Origin of the sequence: Bacillus sp. A1, from assembly GCF_042296235.1 — a bacterium.
GTDB lineage: Bacteria > Bacillota > Bacilli > Bacillales > Bacillaceae > Bacillus > Bacillus velezensis.
This window is the reverse complement of sequence record NZ_CP141181.1, coordinates 562294-581336: the sequence shown is the minus strand read 5'-3', so window position 1 is coordinate 581336 and position 19043 is coordinate 562294. Positions and strand designations below refer to the sequence as shown.

The 19043-nt window shown below is 47.1% G+C and carries 18 protein-coding genes; 9 read left to right on the top strand and 9 right to left on the bottom strand.

Going from position 1 to position 19043, the window contains the following annotated elements:
• Positions 1-144: 144 nt before the first annotated feature.
• Positions 145-966 carry a MerR family transcriptional regulator gene (locus U2H13_RS03060; RefSeq protein ID WP_014417047.1) on the bottom strand — a complete coding sequence of 274 codons (822 nt, stop codon included), beginning with the start codon at positions 964-966 and terminating at the stop codon, positions 145-147.
• Between the two features lie 131 nt (positions 967-1097).
• Between U2H13_RS03060 and U2H13_RS03055 the strand changes: the two genes are divergently transcribed.
• Both U2H13_RS03055 and U2H13_RS03050 read left to right on the top strand, forming a co-directional pair.
• Positions 1098-1556, top strand: coding sequence for a GNAT family N-acetyltransferase (locus tag U2H13_RS03055; RefSeq protein ID WP_021495023.1), 459 nt, complete (start codon positions 1098-1100; stop codon positions 1554-1556).
• Between the two features lie 157 nt (positions 1557-1713).
• Positions 1714-2457: a sulfite exporter TauE/SafE family protein gene (locus tag U2H13_RS03050; protein ID WP_021495024.1), complete on the top strand. Its 744-nt coding sequence runs from the start codon at positions 1714-1716 to the stop codon at positions 2455-2457.
• Positions 2458-2499: 42 nt separating this feature from the next.
• Here the strand turns inward: U2H13_RS03050 and U2H13_RS03045 are convergent, their stop codons facing one another.
• The gene (locus U2H13_RS03045; protein ID WP_014417044.1) at positions 2500-3339 is read right to left on the bottom strand and encodes a helix-turn-helix transcriptional regulator; all 840 of its coding nucleotides are present in this window, start codon (positions 3337-3339) and stop codon (positions 2500-2502) included.
• A 108-nt stretch (positions 3340-3447) separates the two neighbouring features.
• Here U2H13_RS03045 and fabF point away from each other — a divergent pair, with 108 nt between their 5' ends.
• On the top strand, positions 3448-4683 hold the full coding sequence (fabF, locus tag U2H13_RS03040; RefSeq protein WP_376700667.1) for a beta-ketoacyl-ACP synthase II: 1236 nt from the start codon (positions 3448-3450) through the stop codon (positions 4681-4683).
• 28 nt (positions 4684-4711) lie between these two features.
• Here the strand turns inward: fabF and U2H13_RS03035 are convergent, their stop codons facing one another.
• Both U2H13_RS03035 and U2H13_RS03030 read right to left on the bottom strand, forming a co-directional pair.
• Positions 4712-5923, bottom strand: coding sequence for a Bcr/CflA family efflux MFS transporter (locus U2H13_RS03035; protein ID WP_014417042.1), 1212 nt, complete (start codon positions 5921-5923; stop codon positions 4712-4714).
• Positions 5924-6068: 145 nt separating this feature from the next.
• The gene (locus tag U2H13_RS03030; protein ID WP_021495026.1) at positions 6069-7202 is read right to left on the bottom strand and encodes a glycerol dehydrogenase; all 1134 of its coding nucleotides are present in this window, start codon (positions 7200-7202) and stop codon (positions 6069-6071) included.
• A 282-nt stretch (positions 7203-7484) separates the two neighbouring features.
• Here U2H13_RS03030 and U2H13_RS03025 point away from each other — a divergent pair, with 282 nt between their 5' ends.
• The 4 genes from U2H13_RS03025 to U2H13_RS03010 all read left to right on the top strand — a co-directional run bounded on the left by U2H13_RS03025 (position 7485) and on the right by U2H13_RS03010 (position 11743).
• Positions 7485-8342 carry a YitT family protein gene (locus U2H13_RS03025; protein ID WP_003156057.1) on the top strand — a complete coding sequence of 286 codons (858 nt, stop codon included), beginning with the start codon at positions 7485-7487 and terminating at the stop codon, positions 8340-8342.
• Between the two features lie 116 nt (positions 8343-8458).
• A complete protein-coding gene (locus tag U2H13_RS03020; protein WP_110124544.1) occupies positions 8459-8986 on the top strand; it encodes a GNAT family N-acetyltransferase in 528 nt (175 codons plus the stop codon).
• 276 nt (positions 8987-9262) lie between these two features.
• Positions 9263-10894 carry a ribosomal protection-like ABC-F family protein gene (gene abc-f / locus U2H13_RS03015; protein WP_376700666.1) on the top strand — a complete coding sequence of 544 codons (1632 nt, stop codon included), beginning with the start codon at positions 9263-9265 and terminating at the stop codon, positions 10892-10894.
• Between the two features lie 126 nt (positions 10895-11020).
• On the top strand, positions 11021-11743 hold the full coding sequence (locus tag U2H13_RS03010; RefSeq protein ID WP_014417037.1) for a gamma-glutamyl-gamma-aminobutyrate hydrolase family protein: 723 nt from the start codon (positions 11021-11023) through the stop codon (positions 11741-11743).
• A 33-nt stretch (positions 11744-11776) separates the two neighbouring features.
• On the opposite strand, the gene U2H13_RS03005 is transcribed toward U2H13_RS03010, so the two are convergent.
• The 5 genes from U2H13_RS03005 to U2H13_RS02985 all read right to left on the bottom strand — a co-directional run bounded on the left by U2H13_RS03005 (position 11777) and on the right by U2H13_RS02985 (position 16524).
• Positions 11777-13930, bottom strand: coding sequence for an MMPL family transporter (locus U2H13_RS03005; protein WP_022552671.1), 2154 nt, complete (start codon positions 13928-13930; stop codon positions 11777-11779).
• A 98-nt stretch (positions 13931-14028) separates the two neighbouring features.
• Entirely contained in the window at positions 14029-14664 is a 636-nt protein-coding gene (locus U2H13_RS03000; RefSeq protein WP_053285505.1) for a response regulator transcription factor, read from the bottom strand.
• Positions 14657-15874, bottom strand: coding sequence for a sensor histidine kinase (locus tag U2H13_RS02995; RefSeq protein ID WP_032860620.1), 1218 nt, complete (start codon positions 15872-15874; stop codon positions 14657-14659). The genes U2H13_RS03000 and U2H13_RS02995 overlap by 8 nt, the downstream gene beginning before the upstream one ends.
• Before the next feature lie 154 nt (positions 15875-16028).
• Positions 16029-16151, bottom strand: coding sequence for a maltose O-acetyltransferase (locus tag U2H13_RS02990; protein ID WP_014417033.1), 123 nt, complete (start codon positions 16149-16151; stop codon positions 16029-16031).
• Between the two features lie 118 nt (positions 16152-16269).
• Complete coding sequence (locus U2H13_RS02985; RefSeq protein ID WP_014417032.1) at positions 16270-16524, bottom strand: maltose acetyltransferase domain-containing protein; 255 nt, start codon at positions 16522-16524, stop codon at positions 16270-16272.
• 146 nt (positions 16525-16670) lie between these two features.
• Here U2H13_RS02985 and U2H13_RS02980 point away from each other — a divergent pair, with 146 nt between their 5' ends.
• Together U2H13_RS02980 and U2H13_RS02975 are read left to right on the top strand one after the other, a co-directional pair.
• Positions 16671-17708: an ROK family protein gene (locus tag U2H13_RS02980; protein ID WP_014417031.1), complete on the top strand. Its 1038-nt coding sequence runs from the start codon at positions 16671-16673 to the stop codon at positions 17706-17708.
• Positions 17705-18919 carry an MFS transporter gene (locus tag U2H13_RS02975; RefSeq protein WP_376700665.1) on the top strand — a complete coding sequence of 405 codons (1215 nt, stop codon included), beginning with the start codon at positions 17705-17707 and terminating at the stop codon, positions 18917-18919. Before U2H13_RS02980 ends, U2H13_RS02975 begins: the two co-directional genes overlap by 4 nt.
• Positions 18920-19043 lie beyond the last annotated feature (124 nt).

Here is a 19043-nt window from a genome sequence, read left to right as displayed (position 1 = left end):
TCCATTAAGGGCGGAGAAGTGCTGCCGGTACATCATGTTCAAATAAGGGCGCTAGAAACATATCGTGTTTCACCTCAATTGCAATCTGATTTTTCTCATTATACAAGGTTTGTTAGAAGACGTAAACGAACGGCGGCACCGGCTTTATCGATTGCGGACTTGCAGCTGGATTCTTGTGATCTGATTGTCAAACCCGTCCGCCACAACCTCATCAAACATATATTCTTCATATGCATAATCGCCCATTTCCAGCCCATACTCTTCAATAAACTGCATGATGCTGCGGTAAGCCGCTTCCGCTTCATCCCCTATTTGGTACCCGACGGCATAAAGCCCTTTCGGCTTGATATGGAGGTCTCTATTCTCTATGCCTTCTTCTGTCTTCATATAAAAATGGGTGTAGTTGTAGAATTCTTTTTTCAGAATCTGCTCCCGCGCAAACAGTCCGCCGACCGGATGCCCCTGATCGAGTTCATGTACCCGCATATAGCGGATCAATTCGGAAATGGCGGCAGTGTATTGCCGTTCTGGCAAATGGAGTACGGGTCGTCCTATCATAAGTGTCTCTTCATCTAATCGCTGCAATGAGACGGAGGAAAAGTCTGTCTCCAAGGCTTGTTCGGTCAGCTTCACCTTTGTCTGAATCATCCTTTGCAGGTGCTCCAGCTTTTTGATTTTGCTTTCGATTTCTGAAGATTTCTCTTTTAAAAGCGTGATGATACCTTCAGGAGTTTTGTCTGTTAAGAGCGGTTTGATCTGCTTTAAGGGCACGCCGACCTCCTTAAACAGACCGATGACCTGGAACAGTTCGAATTGATGATAGGAATAGTATCTGTATCCATTCGCTTTTTTGATTTCCGGAGAAAGCAGGCCGATCTCGTCATAATGGAACAGGGTTTGTTTTTTTACGTGGCACAGTTTTGCAAATTCACCCGTTGTGAAGTATTTTCTGACGTCTTCGCTCATAATGCCTCCTTGACTATACGGTAACCATATCCTTTATGATGATCATTGTATCCGAGAGAAAGCTGATTCACAAATGGCTTACGCAATGAAAGCTTTACCGTCTCAAAAAAAGCGGAAGAGGAGTAACAAGTATGACGATTGAAATCAGAACAGTCACGGAAGAAAACCGTGCCGATATACTGGCGCTTCATGTAAGTGAAAGCCAGACTTCATTTATTGAAACCGCGGAAGAGTGCTTACAAGATGCTGAGGATTGCCGGCATTATCAGCCGGCCGGTCTTTATGTTAACGGGGAATTGGTCGGCTTTGCCATGTACGGATGGTTTCCGGAATATGATGAGGAAAATGAAAACGGCAGAGTGTGGCTTGACCGTTTTTTTATTGATGAACGTTATCAGGGACGGGGATTGGGCAAGCTGTTGCTTGATGCCCTAATCCGTCATCTCGCTCAAATATATGATTGCAGACGGATTTATTTAAGCCTGTTTGAAGATAACGTCCACGCATTGCGGCTTTATCAAAAATTCGGCTTCTTATTCAATGGAGAGCTGGACTCAAACGGGGAAAAAGTGATGGTGAAAGAGCTGTAAACCCTCTGTATAAAAGCGATTCGGCTTCTTGCCAATACCTTAAATTTGAGGTAACATAAAGATATTAGACGACGGTCGACGGACTACGGTCGATTATTAGAACCTGATACAGCGGAGCGGAACATGGTGATCAGGCATCTAAATGGAGGAGAAGATTGTGCTTATTATACTCGTTATGTTTCTTCTCGGGATTATTCTCGGGTTTATCGGCGCCGGGGGAGCCGGTTTTGTCATTGCACTTTTAACTATACTGTTTCACGTACCGATTCATACGGCTTTGGGCACCTCCCTCGCCGGAATGGCTTTCACAAGTTTGTCGGGGGCTTTCAGCCACTACCGTGAAGGCAATATTCAGATGAAGATCGGCCTCATCGTCGGCGTTTTTGCGGCATTCGGTTCGTTTTTCGGGGCAAGGCTTACTTCCCTTATCCCCGCAGATTTGCTGCATTACTTGACGGCGGGCATGCTGTTTTTATCTGCTCTGCTTATTTTAGTCCGGTTATTTATTGTAAAAGAAACACATGAAGATTCCGGACGGCAAAGCAATCTGAATATATGGGTGAAAGCCGTTGTACTCGGTGTCATCGCAGGAATCTTGTCCGGAACATTCGGGATCGGCTCTGCCCCTTTCATCCAAATCGGCTTAATGATTCTTTTGCGCTTATCCATCCGCCAGTCGGTCGGCACCACCATGCTTGTCATTATCCCGCTTGCGGTCGGCGGAGGACTCGGTTATGTGACGGAAGGATTTGTCGATTATATGCTGTTGGTCAAAGTGCTGATCGGAACGATGTGCGGCGCATATGTCGGAGCGAAATTCACCAACCTCGTGCCGAAAGTCATTCTGAAATCAGCCATCTTTTTAACACCGGCCATCGCCGGTCTCATGCTTTTATTTTAAACTGAAAACGGGAGGCGGCCGCCTCCCGTTTTTTTCTGTTCTTCACCTGTTTTCGAAGAGCTTTTTCAGCTTTGCTTCCGTTTCGGTATGATCTACCGGCGTATACACACTGCAGCGCAGATCACTGTTGCCCTGAACCTGAAATGAAGTCAGGTTAAAGACCATTTTTCCCGCCTTCGCGTGGCGGAACTCAATTAATACTTCGGGTGCCGAGCTGACTTCGCTCTCATTCCACAGCGTATGAAATTCCGAATACGTTTTCTCCATTTCTTCTATAAACTGAGAATACCACGTATCAGCTACATACTGGCCGTAATACGTTCTGAAAATGGCGATGAATCCTTTCACAAAGTGCTCCCAGTTCACGGCTAAACTTCTTAATTCTTTTCTGGAAAACAATAGCTCTATGAGATTCCGTTTTTCAGGAGGAATTTGTTCAAAATCTAAAAACACGTGAGCCGCGGCCTGGTTCCATCCTACGATATGACACCGCCTGTCCGAGATAATGGTGGGACAATAACGGAGCTCCTGCAGGATTTTTGAAAGCGACGGGCTGATAACCGCTTCTTCCTCCGCGGTAAACGGCTGCTTCACGCCCTCCTCAATGGCAAGCGCGTATAAATAATTTCTCTCATCTTTGTTGAGCTGCAGCGCATCGGAAACGGCGTCCAATACGGCTGCGGACACTTTAATATCTCTGCCCTGCTCCAGCCACGTATACCACGTGGTGCTTACGCCGGCTAATTGCGCGACCTCTTCTCTTCGTAGTCCGGGCGTTCTTCTCCGTGTGCCCATCGGCAGCCCGGCCATCTGCGGAGAAATTTTGGCCCGCTGCGTTTTTAAAAACTCTGAAAGCGCCTGCAATCTTCCTTCTGGTATCATACCGAATCTCTCCTCTCTTACCCTGGTATTCATTATACTAGGATAATCAACAACTTGTAATAGGATAATTGCGAGTTACAATAAATACATACCGAAGGAGGAATGACCATGAAAAGAGTTGTGATCACCGGAATGGGAGTGATTTCACCTCTCGGCAATGATGTGCATACATTTTGGAAACACCTGACGGAAGGAAAATCGGGAATCTCTTTCATCGATTCGTTTGATGTCTCCGGTTCAAAGACAAAAATAGCCGGCACCGTCCGTGATTTTGACGCAGAAGAAAGATGGGGCAGAAAAGAAGCGAGACGACTTGACCGTTTCAGCCAGTTTGCTTTAGCGGCAGCGGAACAGGCGCTTGAAAGCTCCGGGATTCAGCTCGATCAGATTGACCGTGAACGCCTCGGCGTGTACGTCGGTTCGGGAATCGGCGGCATCACGACTTTGGTTGATAACGTTCATACTTTAAATGAACGGGGAGCGCGAAAAGTGAGCCCGAGCCTTGTCCCCATGATGATCTCAAACGCGGCCGCCGCTCAAATCAGCATCAGATTAGGCGCGCTCGGCCCCTCACTTTCTCCCGTCACCGCGTGTTCCATCGGCAATACGTCGATCGGGGAAGCATTCAACGCCATTCGGAATGATGACGCAGATATCATGTTTGCCGGGGGAGCGGAAGCGGCGATTACGAATTTGTCATTAGCCAGCTTCGGCAATGCCCACGCGCTGTCAGCGAGAAACGAAGACCCCGCCGCGGCAAGCCGGCCGTTTGACGCGGATCGCGATGGGTTTGTCATGAGTGAAGGCGCGGGCATCTTAGTATTGGAATCATTGGATAGCGCAATCGGCAGAAATGCCCCGATCCTTTGTGAGGTGCTCGGCTACGGCGCAAGCTCTGACGCCTATCATATGGTAGCCTCCCATCCGGAAGGAACGGGCGCATACCTGGCGATGAAAAACGCTTTGAAAAAGGCGAACGTTTCAGCGGAAGACATTGATGTCGTAAGCGCCCATGCGACAAGCACAAAAGCCGGAGATCTTTCTGAAACATTGGCCATCAAGACATTATTCGGGGAGCTTGCCTATGACATTCCAGTTACGGCCAACAAATCAATGCTCGGCCACATGCTTGGCGCGGCAGGCGGCGTTGAAGCCATCGCTCTGACAGAAAGCCTGAGACACGGCATCATTCCGCCGACGATCAATCTGCAGCACCCTGATTCGGCATGTGATTTGGACTATGTAGCAGACGGACCCCGCCAGCAATCGTTAACGATCGGCCTTTCCAACTCATTCGGCTTTGGGGGGCATAATTCGGCGATCGTGCTGAAGAAATATGAATAGCGGGCATCAAAAAAAGGAGTGAATCATTTCACTCCTTTTTTGCTTTCTCCGGTTTTGTTGTTAAGGCGAAAAAAGCGATGGAACCGATAACGGATGTCGTGAACATTATTGCCCCCATCGGCACGGCCGTCGCTTCATTCATCCCCACAAGCGGCGACACGATGGAACCGAGAAGAAGCGGAAGCATGCCGAGCAGTGCGCTTGCGCTTCCCGCGCGGTGTCCCTGCTTTTCCATCGCCAATGTAAAGGTGCTTGTCAGCGTCATGCCGATCGTAATCATATAAATAAAAATGGAAATCACCAGTGCCGCCAGCGGCCCGTGAATGATTGTCATGACGAGCAGAACGGCAGTCGCCGTCATCGCTGTAATCACGCCGATTCTCAGCAGGCTTTTTTCGTGAATGATCCCGCCGAAACGCCCGATGATAAAGCTTCCGGTAATGATCGCCAGACCGTTTATGCCGAATAAAACACTGAATACCTGAGGCGTTACTCCGTAAATATCCTGATACACGAAAGGCGTTCCGGAGACATACGCAAAGCTCCCGCCGTGAATAAAACCGACCGTCAGCGCATAGCCGATAAATGACCGATCCTTCAGCAGGCTTCCCATTGTCCGCACGGAATTTCCGATGGAGCTCGGAATCCGCTTTTCCGGCGGCAGGGTTTCTGTCAGCTTGAGCGCAATGATGATTACAAGCAAAAAACCGATAAACGTTAAAAAGAGAAAAATCGTATGCCATGATGCAAACGGAAGCAGTAAAATCGCGCCTCCCGTCATCGGCGCCACCATCGGCGCGACGGCGGTAATGACCATCAGCAGCGAGAAAAATTTAGAAAGCTCTCTTCCCGTAAACACATCTCTGACGATTGCACGGGATAAAACGAGTCCTGCCGAAGCGGTGAACCCTTGAAGAAAACGGGCAATCACTAGTGTTGCAATGTTCGGTGCAAGCGCGCAAAACAGAGAAAACAACGCAAATAAAAAAATACATAGTAATAACGGTTTTCTTCTTCCCTTCGCGTCACTTAACGGGCCGACAACAACCTGTCCGATTGTCAGCCCGATCAGACATGCGGTTAAACTGAGCTGGACAAGCGATGCGCGGGCGCTTAAATCTTCAGCGATTTCAGGGAAACTCGGCAGATACATATCTATATTGAGCGGCCCCAGTATCGCAAGCATGCCGAGAAGAAAAGCAAGCGCAAGCCGCTCCTTACCGGTCGGATTATGCAGCATATCGTTCCCACCTTTCCTTTGTCAATCTCTCAAAACATTTGTATATTGTATCATAATTTTTTCTTTATTTTTAAAAGTTTTCAAAGGGCACAAAAAAACCAAGGGCTGTAACAGCCCTTGGTTCCGGGTCACGCGGTAAAAGGTTTTACGCGTGTTTTTCTTTAAATGCTTTTGCGTATTGATCAGCCGCTATAATGGCATCCGCCACGTCGTCAGCCGTCACGTCAAAAGCGGCATGAATCGTTTCTTCTTCAATCGTCGCGGCTTCTGCCACTTTCATAATGTCCTCTTTAGATGCGTCTTTCAATTTGATGTCTTCAAGTGTGACAGGCAGCCCCAAGCTGATATAAAACGCGGTATACCGCTCAATTTCCTCAAGCGAACGTTTTTCCAGCGCCAATTGAACGAGCGTGCCGAATGCCACTTTTTCACCGTGGGTCAAGTGATGGATTTCACCTTCAAGCGCGGTAAATCCGTTATGAATGGCATGTGCCGCAGCTAAGCCGCCGCTTTCAAATCCCAGTCCGCTCAGAAGTGTATTGGCTTCAACCACCGCTTCCAATGCGGGCGTAACGGCTTTCGCTTTCACAGACTCATAAGCGAGACGGCCGTATTTGAATAACACCGCTTCACATTTTTCCGCGATAGCTTCTCCGGCGATGGTAGGAATTCCGCCTGCCATCGTTTTACCGCCATTGGCGATGACACTGCGCGCCTCTATCCACGTCGCCATCGCATCGGCAATCCCTGATGCTAAAAAGCGCGGCGGAGCTTCCGCGACGATTTTCGTATCGACCAGAACCAAGTCAGGATTCTTATGATAGAAACGATAGTTTTCGAACGCGCCTTGTTCAGAATATACGACAGACAGCCCGCTTGTCGGAGCATCCGTTGAAGCGGCCGTCGGCACGATAACGGTGTAGCCGTTTATTTCATCTGATACGGCTTTGGCGGTATCAAGCGTTTTACCGCCGCCGACTCCGATGACAATAGTCGCGCCTGCTTTTTCTGCGATGCCGGCAATTCTTTTCATTTCTTCCTGGGAGGCTTCGCCGTTGAAAACCGCCTCTTCAGAAGAAATATTGCTTTTCTTTAATTCAGCCGTCACCTTGTGGCCCGCGATATCCCATACGGTTTTGTCCGCAATGACGACGGCTTTTTCACCAACGCCCTCCAAATGTCCGCCGATCGTTTCAATGGCGTTTTTTCCCTGCACGTATTTGGCCGGACTGATAAAAATTCGTTCCAATGTCATCATCCCTTCTTCGTTGTCTTTCATTACATTTCTCTTATTGATAGAGCAGAAATGAAAACTCTTCTGATATAATTCCTCGTTTTAACTTGATTTAAACCTCATATACACTGCAGAAAAATCAATTTTCACGGCATTGACAAGATGTGAAGGTGTCTATATAATCTTCGATATTGAAGCTGATCATTCTTTACTGAATGAACAAACGAAATTGCGAATGTTTCGTCTTAAAAATTATTTAGTTCTGCTGGATAATTTTTGAGGCGTTTTTGTTTTTTATATATTTTTGACTGCAGAGGAGGTTTGCACATGAAGAACATTTGCAAGGATATACTGATGATTATGGCCGGAGCCTTTCTTATTGCAGCGTCCGTGGAATTTTTCGTCATCCCGAATCATTTAGGGGACGGCAGCACCGTGGGAATCGCTCTCGTGTTATATTATCTTTTCCATATACCTGCAAGTATTACGACTCTGGTTGTAAATTTGATTTTTATCGGGCTGGCTTATAAATTTTTAACGAAAAAAACGATTTTATACACGATACTCGGTACGGGGATGACTTCTGTTTTTCTCAGCATCGTCAGCTTTATTCCGTTCGGCGTGCACGACATGGTGCTAGGGATTGTATTCGGCGCTCTGCTGATGGGAGCGGGGCTGGCATTGATCTTTATCGCTGACGGATCTACCGGCGGAACCACGCTTTTGGCGTATTTATTAAATTACACAAAGGGCTTTAACATCTCCAAAAGCATGTTTTATATGGATTGTGTCATCATTTTCGCATCCGTTTTAGCGATCGGCATCAATCACATGCTGTATACGTTTATATTCGTATATCTGTGCGCCAAAATCGTCGATATTGTCATTGAGGGTTTCCATAATAAAAAAGCCCTCACCATTATGTCTGACCAATACGAAGAAATCGCCAAAGCCATCACCTCCGAGTACGGCAACGCGGCGACGATTTTTTACGGATACGGGTATTACGGCAGCAAAGACAAGCGCATTATCTATGTCGTCATTAAAAAGAACGAATTGCTGAAAATCAAAAAACATGTTCAAAAAATTGACCCGAAATCATTTATCGTTATTCATGAAGTAAAAGAAGCTGTCGGAGGGCAATTCGGATTTACAAACCTGCCCGCCGCCGCGAATGAAAAATAACCGCCTGCAGTGTATAGCTGCAGGCTTTTTTTATTCGGCTCTTCTCCGCTCAAAGGTTTTTACATCTTTCAATCGAAGTAGTAAATGAAACCTTTTTTGATGGAGGAACATAAAAAATGAATATCAAAACTGACAGGCTCGTCATTCGGACATTTGAGCCGGAAGATTGGCAGGATGTCTATGCGTACACGTCAAATCCGAATGTCATGAAATATATACCAGAGGGTGTCTTTACCGAAGAAGATGCCAGGAAATTCGTTACTGAAAACAGCGGTGAACATGCCGGGAAGTTTCCCGTTTTATTGAAGGATGAGAAAACGGTCATTGGCCACATTGCTTTTTTTCAGTATTTTGGCGATCATACGTATGAAATCGGCTGGGTGTTTCACCCGGAATACCAGGGCAAAGGATATGCTTCAGAGGCGGCGCGCGCCGTGCTGGCATTCGGGTTTAACAAGATGAACTTACACCGGATCATTGCGACATGTCAGCCGGAAAACACGGCTTCGCACCGAGTGATGGAAAAGATCGGGATGAGACGGGAAGGCTTTTTTAAAAAATGCATCCCCCATGATAATGAATGGTGGGATGAATATTATTATGCCGTTTTAGAAGAAGAGTGGGAAGCCTCCAATCTGGAATAAAAAGGCTTATACCCTTTGCTTTTACAGATAAGTGTGTGCTACACTGGTTGTAACAAATACGAAGGGATGATGGGTGGACAATGATTAACTAATCTTATTTTGACCGTTTGAAATCAAATATTTCAAATCAGAAAAAATAGGATTAGTCTGCCCATTTTCTATACGATACGAAAGCTATGTGAAAATAGCTTATTTGATCATGCACAGGTACGGCTAATCCTTCCAAATCAATTGGGAGGATTTTTTTGTCCTCCCTTTAAAGCGAGGGATTGACATATGAAAGAAATGTTAAAAATAAGCGGCATCAGTTATGAAATCAACAGCGTTCCCCTTTTTGAACAGATCAGCGCGAGCGTTCAGCAAGGTGACATCATCGGCGTTATCGGTAAAAACGGCGCCGGCAAATCGTTATTGCTGCAATTGATCTGCAATCAAAAAGCGCCGTCACAAGGACAGATTCAGATGATGCAAGATGTGAACATATATATGGTGGAACAAGAAACGGAAGCTTATGATTCCGGCCATCCGGAGCCTGCGGAGGCAGCCTTGTTAGAAAAGTGGAACGTGCCCGCACGCGCCTTTTCGCAATTGAGCGGCGGAGAAAAACTGAAAGCCCGTCTTGCCAAAGGTTTCTCCTCCTCAAGCAGCCTTTTGTTATTAGATGAGCCGACGAACCACCTCGATCAGCACAGTTTAGAAATACTGCTAAATCAGATCAAGAATTACAAAGGCACCATTATTTTCGTTTCGCATGATCGTGCTTTTATAGATGCAGCGGCGACAAAAATCTGGGCCATCGAAGGAAAGAAACTCATTGAACATAAAGGGAATTATTCAAGCTATATGGAGGTCCGCAAACAGAGAAGGCTGACACAGCAGCGGGAATATGAGAATCAGCAAAATATGATCAGACGGATTGAAGCTCAAATGAACGAGCTGAGCGCCTGGTCGAAAAAAGCCCATGCCCAATCAACGAAAATAGAAGGATTTAAAGAATACCATCGCGTAAAAGCAAAACGCACGGACGCCCAGATTAAATCAAAGCAGAAGCGTCTTGAAAAAGAGCTTGAAAAAGCGAAAGCAGAACCGGTTGAAGCGGAGTATGAAGTCCGTTTTTCCATTGAGCACCGCAAAAAAGCGGGAAAGCGTTTTTTAGAAGTAAGTGATGTCACAAAGTCATATGACGGCCGAACGCTTTTCAAAAACGTGAATTTCACTGTGATGCACGGTGAAAAGATCGCGATTACAGGCCCGAACGGCAGCGGGAAAACAACATTATTGAAGGTCATCCTCGGTCAGGAAAAAGCACAGGACAGCAGCATATGGATTTCTCCGTCTGCAAACGTCGGATATTTAACCCAGGAAGTATTCGACCTCCCGCTTGATAAAACCCCCGAACAGCTTTTTTACAAAGAAACGTTCGAAGCAAGGGGAAATGTTCAATCCCTCATGAAGCATTTAGGATTTACCGCAGCGCAATGGACGGAACCCATCGGCAAGATGAGCATGGGAGAACGGGTCAAATGCAAACTGATGGCGTTTATTTTAGAGGAGAAAGATGTGCTGATTCTGGATGAGCCGACAAACCACCTTGATCTGCCGTCACGCGAGCAGCTTGAAGACACTTTGGCCCGATACGACGGAACGCTTATCATCGTATCTCATGATCGTTACTTTCTCGAAAAGACGACGGACATCCGGCTTGATATCTCAAATGGCAGCGTCCGAAAACAATGGAAAGAATCCCCCTCTGTCAGGGACGATGCTGAAGAACTGCGATTAAAGCTTGAAACCGAACGGCAGGAAGTCCTCGGAAAACTCAGCTTCATGACTCCGGCTGATAAACAATATCGTGAGCTTGATCAAAAATTCAAAGAGCTGACGGAAGAAATCAAGAAATTGAAATGAATGTAAAAACCCGTGATTGTCACGGGTTTTGTTTTGGAAAGTTCACGTATCATGAAGAATAATTTCAAACTGATTTGTACAACCTACGTTCAGATTTATTATGAGCATGGTTCAGGGGGGCAAAGAATGGCCAAACGCATCGGAATTACGGGAAACATTATGGCTGATCAATCCGGTCCTTTCCCGGGTTATAATCGGGCATATGTCAATAATGATTATATTCAGTCTGTTTCTGAGGCCGGCGGTGTGCCGTTTATACTGCCGGTGATTCAAGAGACGGCGCTTGTAAAGGAACAGGTCTCTCATGTTGACGGGATCATTCTGTCCGGCGGCCAGGACATAGACCCGCTGTTTTACGGCGAAGAACCTTTACAGGCTTTAAGAAAGACCTTTCCTGATCGGGACGCCTACGAGAAGGAGCTGATTCTCACGGCGGTTGCTTTAGAAAAGCCGATTCTGGCCATCTGCCGGGGGATGCATATGTTAAACGTCACTTACGGGGGAACTTTATATCAGGATCTGACACACGCTTCGTTTGCTGACATTAAGCATGACCAAGAAAAAGACCCGCCGTTAAAAACCCATCATGTTTCCTTTGAAAAAGGGACACGTCTCCATTCTTTGTTTGGCGATTCAGCGCGGGTGAATTCATTCCATCACCAGATCATAAAAGAGACGGCGCCTTCGTTTAAAGCCGCGGCTTATGCGAAAGACGGGGCCATTGAAGCGATTGAACGGACGGGTGAATTATTTGTCGTCGGCGTGCAATGGCATCCCGAAATGCTGACAAAAAAACATGAAGACATGAAAAAGCTTTTTTCTCTTTTCATGAATGCGATCAGCACATAAAAAAAGCAGATCATAACGATCTGCTTTTTCATTTTATTCTTCCGGTTTCTCCGGTGTTTTGCCTTGTGTCAGCTTATGGCCTTCGATATCCACATTCGGAATGATCTTATCCAACCACTTCGGCAAGTACCAGGCCGCATGTCCCATCAGCTTCATGACACTCGGAATAATGGTCATTCTTACAATGAACGCATCAAAAAGAACACCGAAGGTCATTGCCAAGCCCATGGATTTGATCGTAGCTTCTCCCGCAAAGATGAATCCCGCAAAGACGAAAATCATGATCAGTCCCGCCGCTGTTACGACAGGTCCGCTATGTTTCAATCCGGCATGGATGGCTTGTACCGGATTTTTTGTTTTGACATATTCTTCTCTCATTCTGCTGACAAGGAATACTTGATAATCCATCGCCAGTCCGAAAAGAATACCGATCGCTAAAATAGGCAGGAAGGCGAGAATCGGGCCTTTTTCCGGAATGCTGAGCAAGCCGGTGAAATTCCCATCCTGCAGAACGAATACCGATAAGCCGAGTGTAGCGGTCATCGTCAGCAAAAAGCCGACGACGGCGGCAAGGGGCACGAGAAGCGAGCGGAAAACAACGGTCAGCAATACAAACGCAAACCCGACAATGAGAATGGCGAATTCCGGAATGGCATCGTTTAACCGGTCTGAAATATCAATGTTCACCGCGGTTGACCCGGTGACGAGCAGGCGGATGCCGTTTTTGTCTGATCGTTTCCGTATATCCTGCACTAACTCTTTCGTTGCCTTATCATTCGGCCCGGTTTCAGGCACTGCCGTAATAATGGCATAGTCCCCTTTTTCGTTCGGCATGGCCGGTGTGACGCTCGCCACATTGTGCAAGTCCTTCATTTCGTTCACGGCGTCTTGAAATGCTTCACTTTTGTTCCCCTTGACCCCTTTTGCATCGGCAACAATTGTCAGCTTGCCGTTAAAGCCTTCGCCGAATCCTTTAGACAACAGATCATAGGCGCGGCGATCCGGGCTGTCTTTCGCTTTCATTCCCGCATCAGGCAGCCCCAGCTCTAAATGCATGGCCGGCAGACTGATGACGGCTAAAAGAATAATGCTGAAAATGCTTAACAGAATAGGCTTCTTTGTAACGAAGCGCCCCCAGGCATTCGTGTCGGCGCTTTTCTTTTCTTTCTTCTTGTTTGATTTCGGAATCATCCGTTTTCCTGCGATTGACAACACCGCAGGCACCAGCGTAACAGAAGCCGATACAGCCATCAGCACACTGAGTGCCGCAGTCAATCCCATGGCAGACATGAACGGAATGCCGACAACGGTCAATCCGCAAAGCGCGACGATCACGGTCAGTCCCGCAAAAACGACGGCGCTGCCAGCCGTTCCCGCGGCTTTAGCGATCGATTCATTTTTTTGTACACCTTCGCCCAAAAACTGACGATGCTTCGTAAAGATAAACAGCGCATAATCAATCCCGACGGCCAGTCCGATCATTCCGGATAATGAGAGACTGACCGAGGCTATCGTAAAGAACTGTGTCCCGATTAACGTCAGCGCGACGCTTACGCCTAACCCAATCAGGGCCGTGACAATCGGAAGCCCCGCTATGACTAATGAACCAAACGTAATAGCCAGTACGACGAATGCCAGCACAACGCCGACAATTTCAGATACACCGCCGATTTCAACACCGGCCCCCGGCACATCGCCGCTGAGCTCCGTCTGCAGACCTTTGTCTCCTGCGGCGGACAGACTGTGTTTAATATGTGAAACAGACGCATCCGTAATGTCATCCGCCGCTTTTTTGTACGTAATATCGGCATATGCTACTGATCCGTCTTTAGAAATGGTTCCTGTCTCAAAAGGACTTGCAATCGAAGCGACTGAATGATCTGTTTTGATCTTCTTTAATGTCTCTTCAATCGCTTGTTTTTCCGGTTTTGACGTCAATTTCTTCCCGTCTTCAGCTCCGAAAATAACCCGTATGCTTCCTTTATCGGGACCCTTTGAAAATTCTTTTTGAATCATATCCATCGCCTTTTCAGAAGGTGTGTCGGGAATTGACATATCCTCAGAAAAAGCAGGTTTTAACGAGATGGCGATCACAATCGAAGCGATCAGTATCACGAGCCACGCACTGATCATTTTTAATCGATTGCGGGCAGACCATCCCCCTAATTTATATAAAAAACCAGACATCGAATACTCCTCTCCAATCATTACTTTCTGCCTAATTGTAGTTCACATTCACATAAAAAAAACGTACATAGGGGCATGTACGTTTGGGCAGTTTTTCATTATATATTCAGTTTCAGAATGCCTTTTTGCATGGCAATGGTGACGGCTTCCGTCCGCGAATCAGCGCCTAATTTGTTATAAATTGATGTTAATCTCGCTTTTACCGTCCGCTCTGAGATTCCTAAATCGAAGGCGATCGCTTTGCTTTTATGTCCTTGCGCAACGGCTTGCAGAACTATGATTTCCTTGTCCGTCAGCTGTGTTTCATTGGCATTTGCCCGTTCCATTTTCATTTCCCGGAAACGCCGCAAGATGTCCGGCTGCAGAAGCACTTCTCCCCTGACTGCCGCATCCATCGTATGAAATAAGGTTTCTGAGCTTGTGTCCTTCAGCAGATAACCGTTCGCGCCTGATTCGATGCCTTCTATCATCAGATGATCTTCATTATAGGTCGTCAAAATAATGATCGGCACATCAGAATGCTCTTTTATCTGTTTAATGGCTTCCAGCCCGCTCATTTCCGGCATGTACAGATCCATGAGAATGACATCGGGCTTTAGTTCCTCTGCGAGGCGGACGGCGGTTTTCCCGTTTTCCGCTTCTCCCGTTATGGTGTAATGGTCATTTGTTTCTATCAAAAGCTTCAGACCTTCTCTGACGACAAGATGGTCATCTGCTATTAACACTTTATACATGTTCCGCCTCTCCCTGAATTGGTATGATGATCTCAATTTGAGTCCCCGCTGATCTGGCGCTTGTTATACGGAAAGTACCGTTCATCATATTGACGCGTTCTTGTATCCCAAGCAGCCCGTAATGTCCGCTTTTTCTCATTTCTGTTCCGGCATCAAAGCCTTTCCCGTCATCTTTGACGGTTATGCGGATCTGTCTCTCTTCTTCCCGAACGGACACCCAGACATTCTTTGCTTCTGCATGCTTGGCGGCGTTTGTCAGGCCTTCTCCGATCATGTAATGGCAATTCTCCGCCGTATGAACGTCAAGCACATGATGCACGCTGTAATCTAAAAAACAAGACAGCCCGGAGGCTTCTGTAAAATGGTTGATTTGTTCAGTGATGCTTTCTTTTAAGAACCCGATCTCTTCTGATTTGCTGCGAAGGTTGTCAATGGCCGAGCGCGCATCAGCCAATGTGCCCTTCACTCTGTCCATTGCCTGGCTGATGATGTCTTTCGCTCTGTCAGTGTTATCTTTCGAAAGATGAACTTGCACCGCTTCAAGCTGCATATGCAAGCTGACCAATCCTTGGGCAAGCGTATCGTGCAAGTCTCTCGCCATCCGCTGTCTTTCATTCTGAAGCGTCAGCTGTTTCACTTGCCGGTGAGCGAGCTCTAATTTTTCAAGCGTCATCTGTGTTTTTATTTTTTCATCAACTTGCGCGAAAAATGTGGCCGCATACGTGATAATCACGATCATGATGGGAGCGGCGATAACGATGAAACGCAGCAGATGATGCGGATGCTCCTGGTGCAAGGCTGTTATGGACATTAAAATGAAAAGATAGAGTATGAGCAGCGTTTTTCCCTTATCCGCCATTCCGATAATCTGCCCGATTAAAAAGGCATAGAGACCGATCACCAGCGCGATATAGCCGCCGGTCATCAAGTTAGCCGATGTATATATGATAAATCCCTGTATGATGAAATAAAGAAACGTCTTTTTCTTCACCCAGCGATGGGAATGCCAGTGCAGCACGGTAAAAATGACGATCAATATCGTGAATAACAGCTGCAAAAAAACCGTCCAGCTTTCATAAATGTACTGCAAAGAGACTGATGCGGCATATACCATTAAAATAAACGCCAGACCGGGCACCCGAAGCGCAAGCATATGCAATGAGCGTCTGTCACGGGAGACGTAGTCTTCTTGATGTTTTGTACCAAACAATCTCTGTCCACTTCCTTTTAGCCGACCGGCCTCACGAGGTTTTATTCTATTTGTCATCATACCATATGTGCCTTCTTCTCACCTTCCCCTTCTGTCCCTGCATGACGGGTGAAAGAAAAAACAGCCTGCGGGATTGTTCGCAAGCTGTTTTTGTTCATATCTTTTTTATGACCTTCCCCGGGTTTCCAGCCATGACGGGATTTGGCGGGACGTCTTTCGTAACGACTGTACCGGCCGCAATGACGGAGTTTTCGCCGATGGTGACGAAAAATGACACAGCTGCCTCCGATCGTAATCGGAATGCCGTAACCGCTTTTATTTCTTCCTCCCGGCTGTATAGATCCCGACATTCGGCCGTATCATACAGTTATCGCCTATTCGCACGTCAGCCATGTCTAAATGGTGCAATTACAGCCGGCATAAAAATGATCACCGACATGAATATTGGTTCCGATATCACAGTGAAAGTTATGCTCGATGCCCGGTTTTTCCCCTGCCGTCCCGAACAATTCTCTGATGAGCGCTTCTTTTGTTTCAAACGCTTCCGGATCGGCGTCGTTTAATTCCCGGACAAGCCTATGCGCCCGGATGTTTTTCTTCCTCAGCTCTTCCGTTTCGCGTTCATAATAGATTTTGTTATCAGAACTCATGTGTCGAGCCTCCATTTTCAGCAAGGATATTCTGTTTATTCTCCGCTTGAAAACAATGTTAACCCGTCTTGACTGATTCGGTAAGTATATTTTAAACTACTTTTAATAAGTCTTTTAAAAAGTGATTAATAAAGGGGTGCGGAATCATGGCAAATACCATTAATAATACATCCATTGTAAAAAAAACGAATGAAGAAACAATCATTGAAGCGCTGCTGAAAACGGATGCGGCCACCATTTCCTTTCTCTCTCAACAAACAGGGCTCAGCGCCGCCACGTGCGGAAACATTTTACATGAATTAAAAGAACGCGGCGAAGTTATGGAACTGGAACCGAGCGCCTCAACAGGCGGAAGAAAAGCAAGGCAGTTTACGTTAAATGCGGACAGTCATTTGGTACTCGGCATATCCGTTAAAACAGAAGGCGGCGTCCATTCGATTGACGTCGCGCTGGCAGATTGGCACGGTGACTATATTGAAAAAGACAGCCACTTTTATGATGTCATCAATTATGACGTCATCGAACGGCTTACTGACGAATGGATAAGGCGGTTTCCCAATATAAAGGCGATCGGCATGGGGGTTCAGGGTGTGGTCAGCCACGGCATCATCGGCATTTGTGACACTGAAGAGCTGTGTGATATCCCGATGCAGGAAAGACTTGAAGCCAGACATTCTGTCAAGGTCAATGTAGAAAACGAGATGCATTACGCTTTGTACGGATTTTATCGCGATCAGCAATATTCCGTCCCGAAAACCATCGCCATGGCCGCATTTGTCAAAGACAACCCTCCGGGAGCGCGCTTCGTTATAGACGGGCGCTTAGTCAAAGGCAATACGCAATTCGCCGGAGAAATTTCTTATATTCCATTTGAAACGACACGGAAGCAGCAGCTTGAAAAGCTCTATTCACCTGATTCTTTTCCGGAACTGGCTGTTAAGATGACAAGCGCCATGATTTCAATCATCAATCCGCAGGCCATTGCGTTTATCGGAGAATTATCAAAGGGATTGGATATGGAACAGGTTTATGAAGCATGCTCCGCTTTTGTCCCGAAAGAACACATGCCCGAGCTGATTCTCATAGATGACATCCAGCCCTATTATCAAAAAGGATTGATTGCCATCACATTAAAATCTCTGCGTTTTCCGCTTCATTTGGCAGAGAGGGAACTGATTTCATGAGTAAACAGGGCATTCAAAAATGGAAACTTTCCCTTTTTATTATTTTTTCGCTGCCCGGACTTGCTTTCTCATCCTGGATTTCCCGCACGCCTGAAGTCAGAGAAACGCTGAAAGCCTCGACTTCAGTGATGGGATTGATTATTTTCGGCCTTGCATGCGGCTCATTAATCGGTCTGTTAAGCGCCAGCCGGATCATCTCGCGGAAGGGAACCAGATTCGCAGCTCTGATCAGTGTTCTGATTGTCATTATCGGGATATTCGTCATCAGCGCAGGTGTTTTTGCCGCTTTCAAAAGCATCGTATTTGCCGGACTGATCATCTTCGGGCTCGGCTACGGACTTGCGGAAGTGGCCCTTAATGTAGATGGTTCCGCCCTTGAACGCGCCGCCGGGAAAACCATGATGCCCGCATTGCACGCATCGTTCAGCGCCGGCACATTGATAGGCGCGGGACTCTCCTCTCTCGCTATTTTATTCAAGGTTCCCGTGCTCGTTCACCTGCTGCTCATTGCCGGAATTGAGTTTATCCTGATTTTTACTTTCTTCCGGTTTCTGCCGGAGGACACCGGGAAAGAAGATGCCGTCTCAAGGCGGCAGGAAGTCTCAAGCGAAAAGCCGGTAAACGTCTGGACAGAGCCGCGCACACTGCTGATCGGGCTCATCGTGCTCGGAATGGCTTTCGCAGAAGGGTCGGCCAATGACTGGCTTCCGCTCACCATGACGGATGGTTTTCACGTGACGCACGCGCAAGGCACGGCGGTTTACGGGGTCTTCCTCACCGCTATGCTGATCGCCCGCATCTTTGGCGGGGCATTTTTGGACCGGTACGGACGCGTGCCCGTTCTTCGTCTCTGCACCGCCGTCAGTGTCATCGGACTTTCCCTTGTAATTTTCAGCGGAAACCTCACAGCAGCCGTAATCGGCGTCTTTCTTTGGGGAATCGGCGCCTCCCTCGGCTTCCCGGTCGGCCTTTCCGCAGCCGGCGATGACCCAAAAGGAGCAGTTAAGCGGGTCGGAGCAATCTCCTTCGTCGGCTACTGCGCCTTCTTAGTCGGCCCTCCCGTTCTCGGACTGCTCGGTGAAGAATTCGGCCTTGTTAAAGCACTGATCATCGTACTGATCGGCATCGTGCTCAGCAGGCTCGTCTCCCGCGCGGCAAAACCGCCCGCGCATCAGAAAAACGTTCATGACACCAACAGCCATTCCATGTGAACAAGAGGAAGCGATTATGCTTCCTCTTTTGCACCGTCAGACTTTTTCTCCGCTTTTTCTGATAAACAAAATTTGTAAGACTAGACCTCTTTTCTCAGGGGAAATTAATTACGTATTTTTAGAA

Excerpts from the sequence above, each read along its gene's own strand:
- U2H13_RS03060 (WP_014417047.1), bottom strand. The coding sequence starts at position 966 with ATGAGCGAAGACGTCAGAAAATACTTCACAACGGGTGAATTTGCAAAA.
- U2H13_RS03055 (WP_021495023.1), top strand. The coding sequence starts at position 1,098 with ATGACGATTGAAATCAGAACAGTCACGGAAGAAAACCGTGCCGATATA.
- U2H13_RS03045 (WP_014417044.1), bottom strand. The coding sequence starts at position 3,339 with ATGATACCAGAAGGAAGATTGCAGGCGCTTTCAGAGTTTTTAAAAACG.
- fabF (WP_376700667.1), top strand. The coding sequence starts at position 3,448 with ATGAAAAGAGTTGTGATCACCGGAATGGGAGTGATTTCACCTCTCGGC.
- U2H13_RS03035 (WP_014417042.1), bottom strand. The coding sequence starts at position 5,923 with ATGCTGCATAATCCGACCGGTAAGGAGCGGCTTGCGCTTGCTTTTCTT.
- U2H13_RS03030 (WP_021495026.1), bottom strand. The coding sequence starts at position 7,202 with ATGAAAGACAACGAAGAAGGGATGATGACATTGGAACGAATTTTTATC.
- U2H13_RS03025 (WP_003156057.1), top strand. The coding sequence starts at position 7,485 with ATGAAGAACATTTGCAAGGATATACTGATGATTATGGCCGGAGCCTTT.
- U2H13_RS03020 (WP_110124544.1), top strand. The coding sequence starts at position 8,459 with ATGAATATCAAAACTGACAGGCTCGTCATTCGGACATTTGAGCCGGAA.
- abc-f (WP_376700666.1), top strand. The coding sequence starts at position 9,263 with ATGAAAGAAATGTTAAAAATAAGCGGCATCAGTTATGAAATCAACAGC.
- U2H13_RS03010 (WP_014417037.1), top strand. The coding sequence starts at position 11,021 with ATGGCCAAACGCATCGGAATTACGGGAAACATTATGGCTGATCAATCC.
- U2H13_RS03005 (WP_022552671.1), bottom strand. The coding sequence starts at position 13,930 with ATGTCTGGTTTTTTATATAAATTAGGGGGATGGTCTGCCCGCAATCGA.
- U2H13_RS03000 (WP_053285505.1), bottom strand. The coding sequence starts at position 14,664 with ATGTATAAAGTGTTAATAGCAGATGACCATCTTGTCGTCAGAGAAGGT.
- U2H13_RS02985 (WP_014417032.1), bottom strand. The coding sequence starts at position 16,524 with ATGAGTTCTGATAACAAAATCTATTATGAACGCGAAACGGAAGAGCTG.
- U2H13_RS02980 (WP_014417031.1), top strand. The coding sequence starts at position 16,671 with ATGGCAAATACCATTAATAATACATCCATTGTAAAAAAAACGAATGAA.
- U2H13_RS02975 (WP_376700665.1), top strand. The coding sequence starts at position 17,705 with ATGAGTAAACAGGGCATTCAAAAATGGAAACTTTCCCTTTTTATTATT.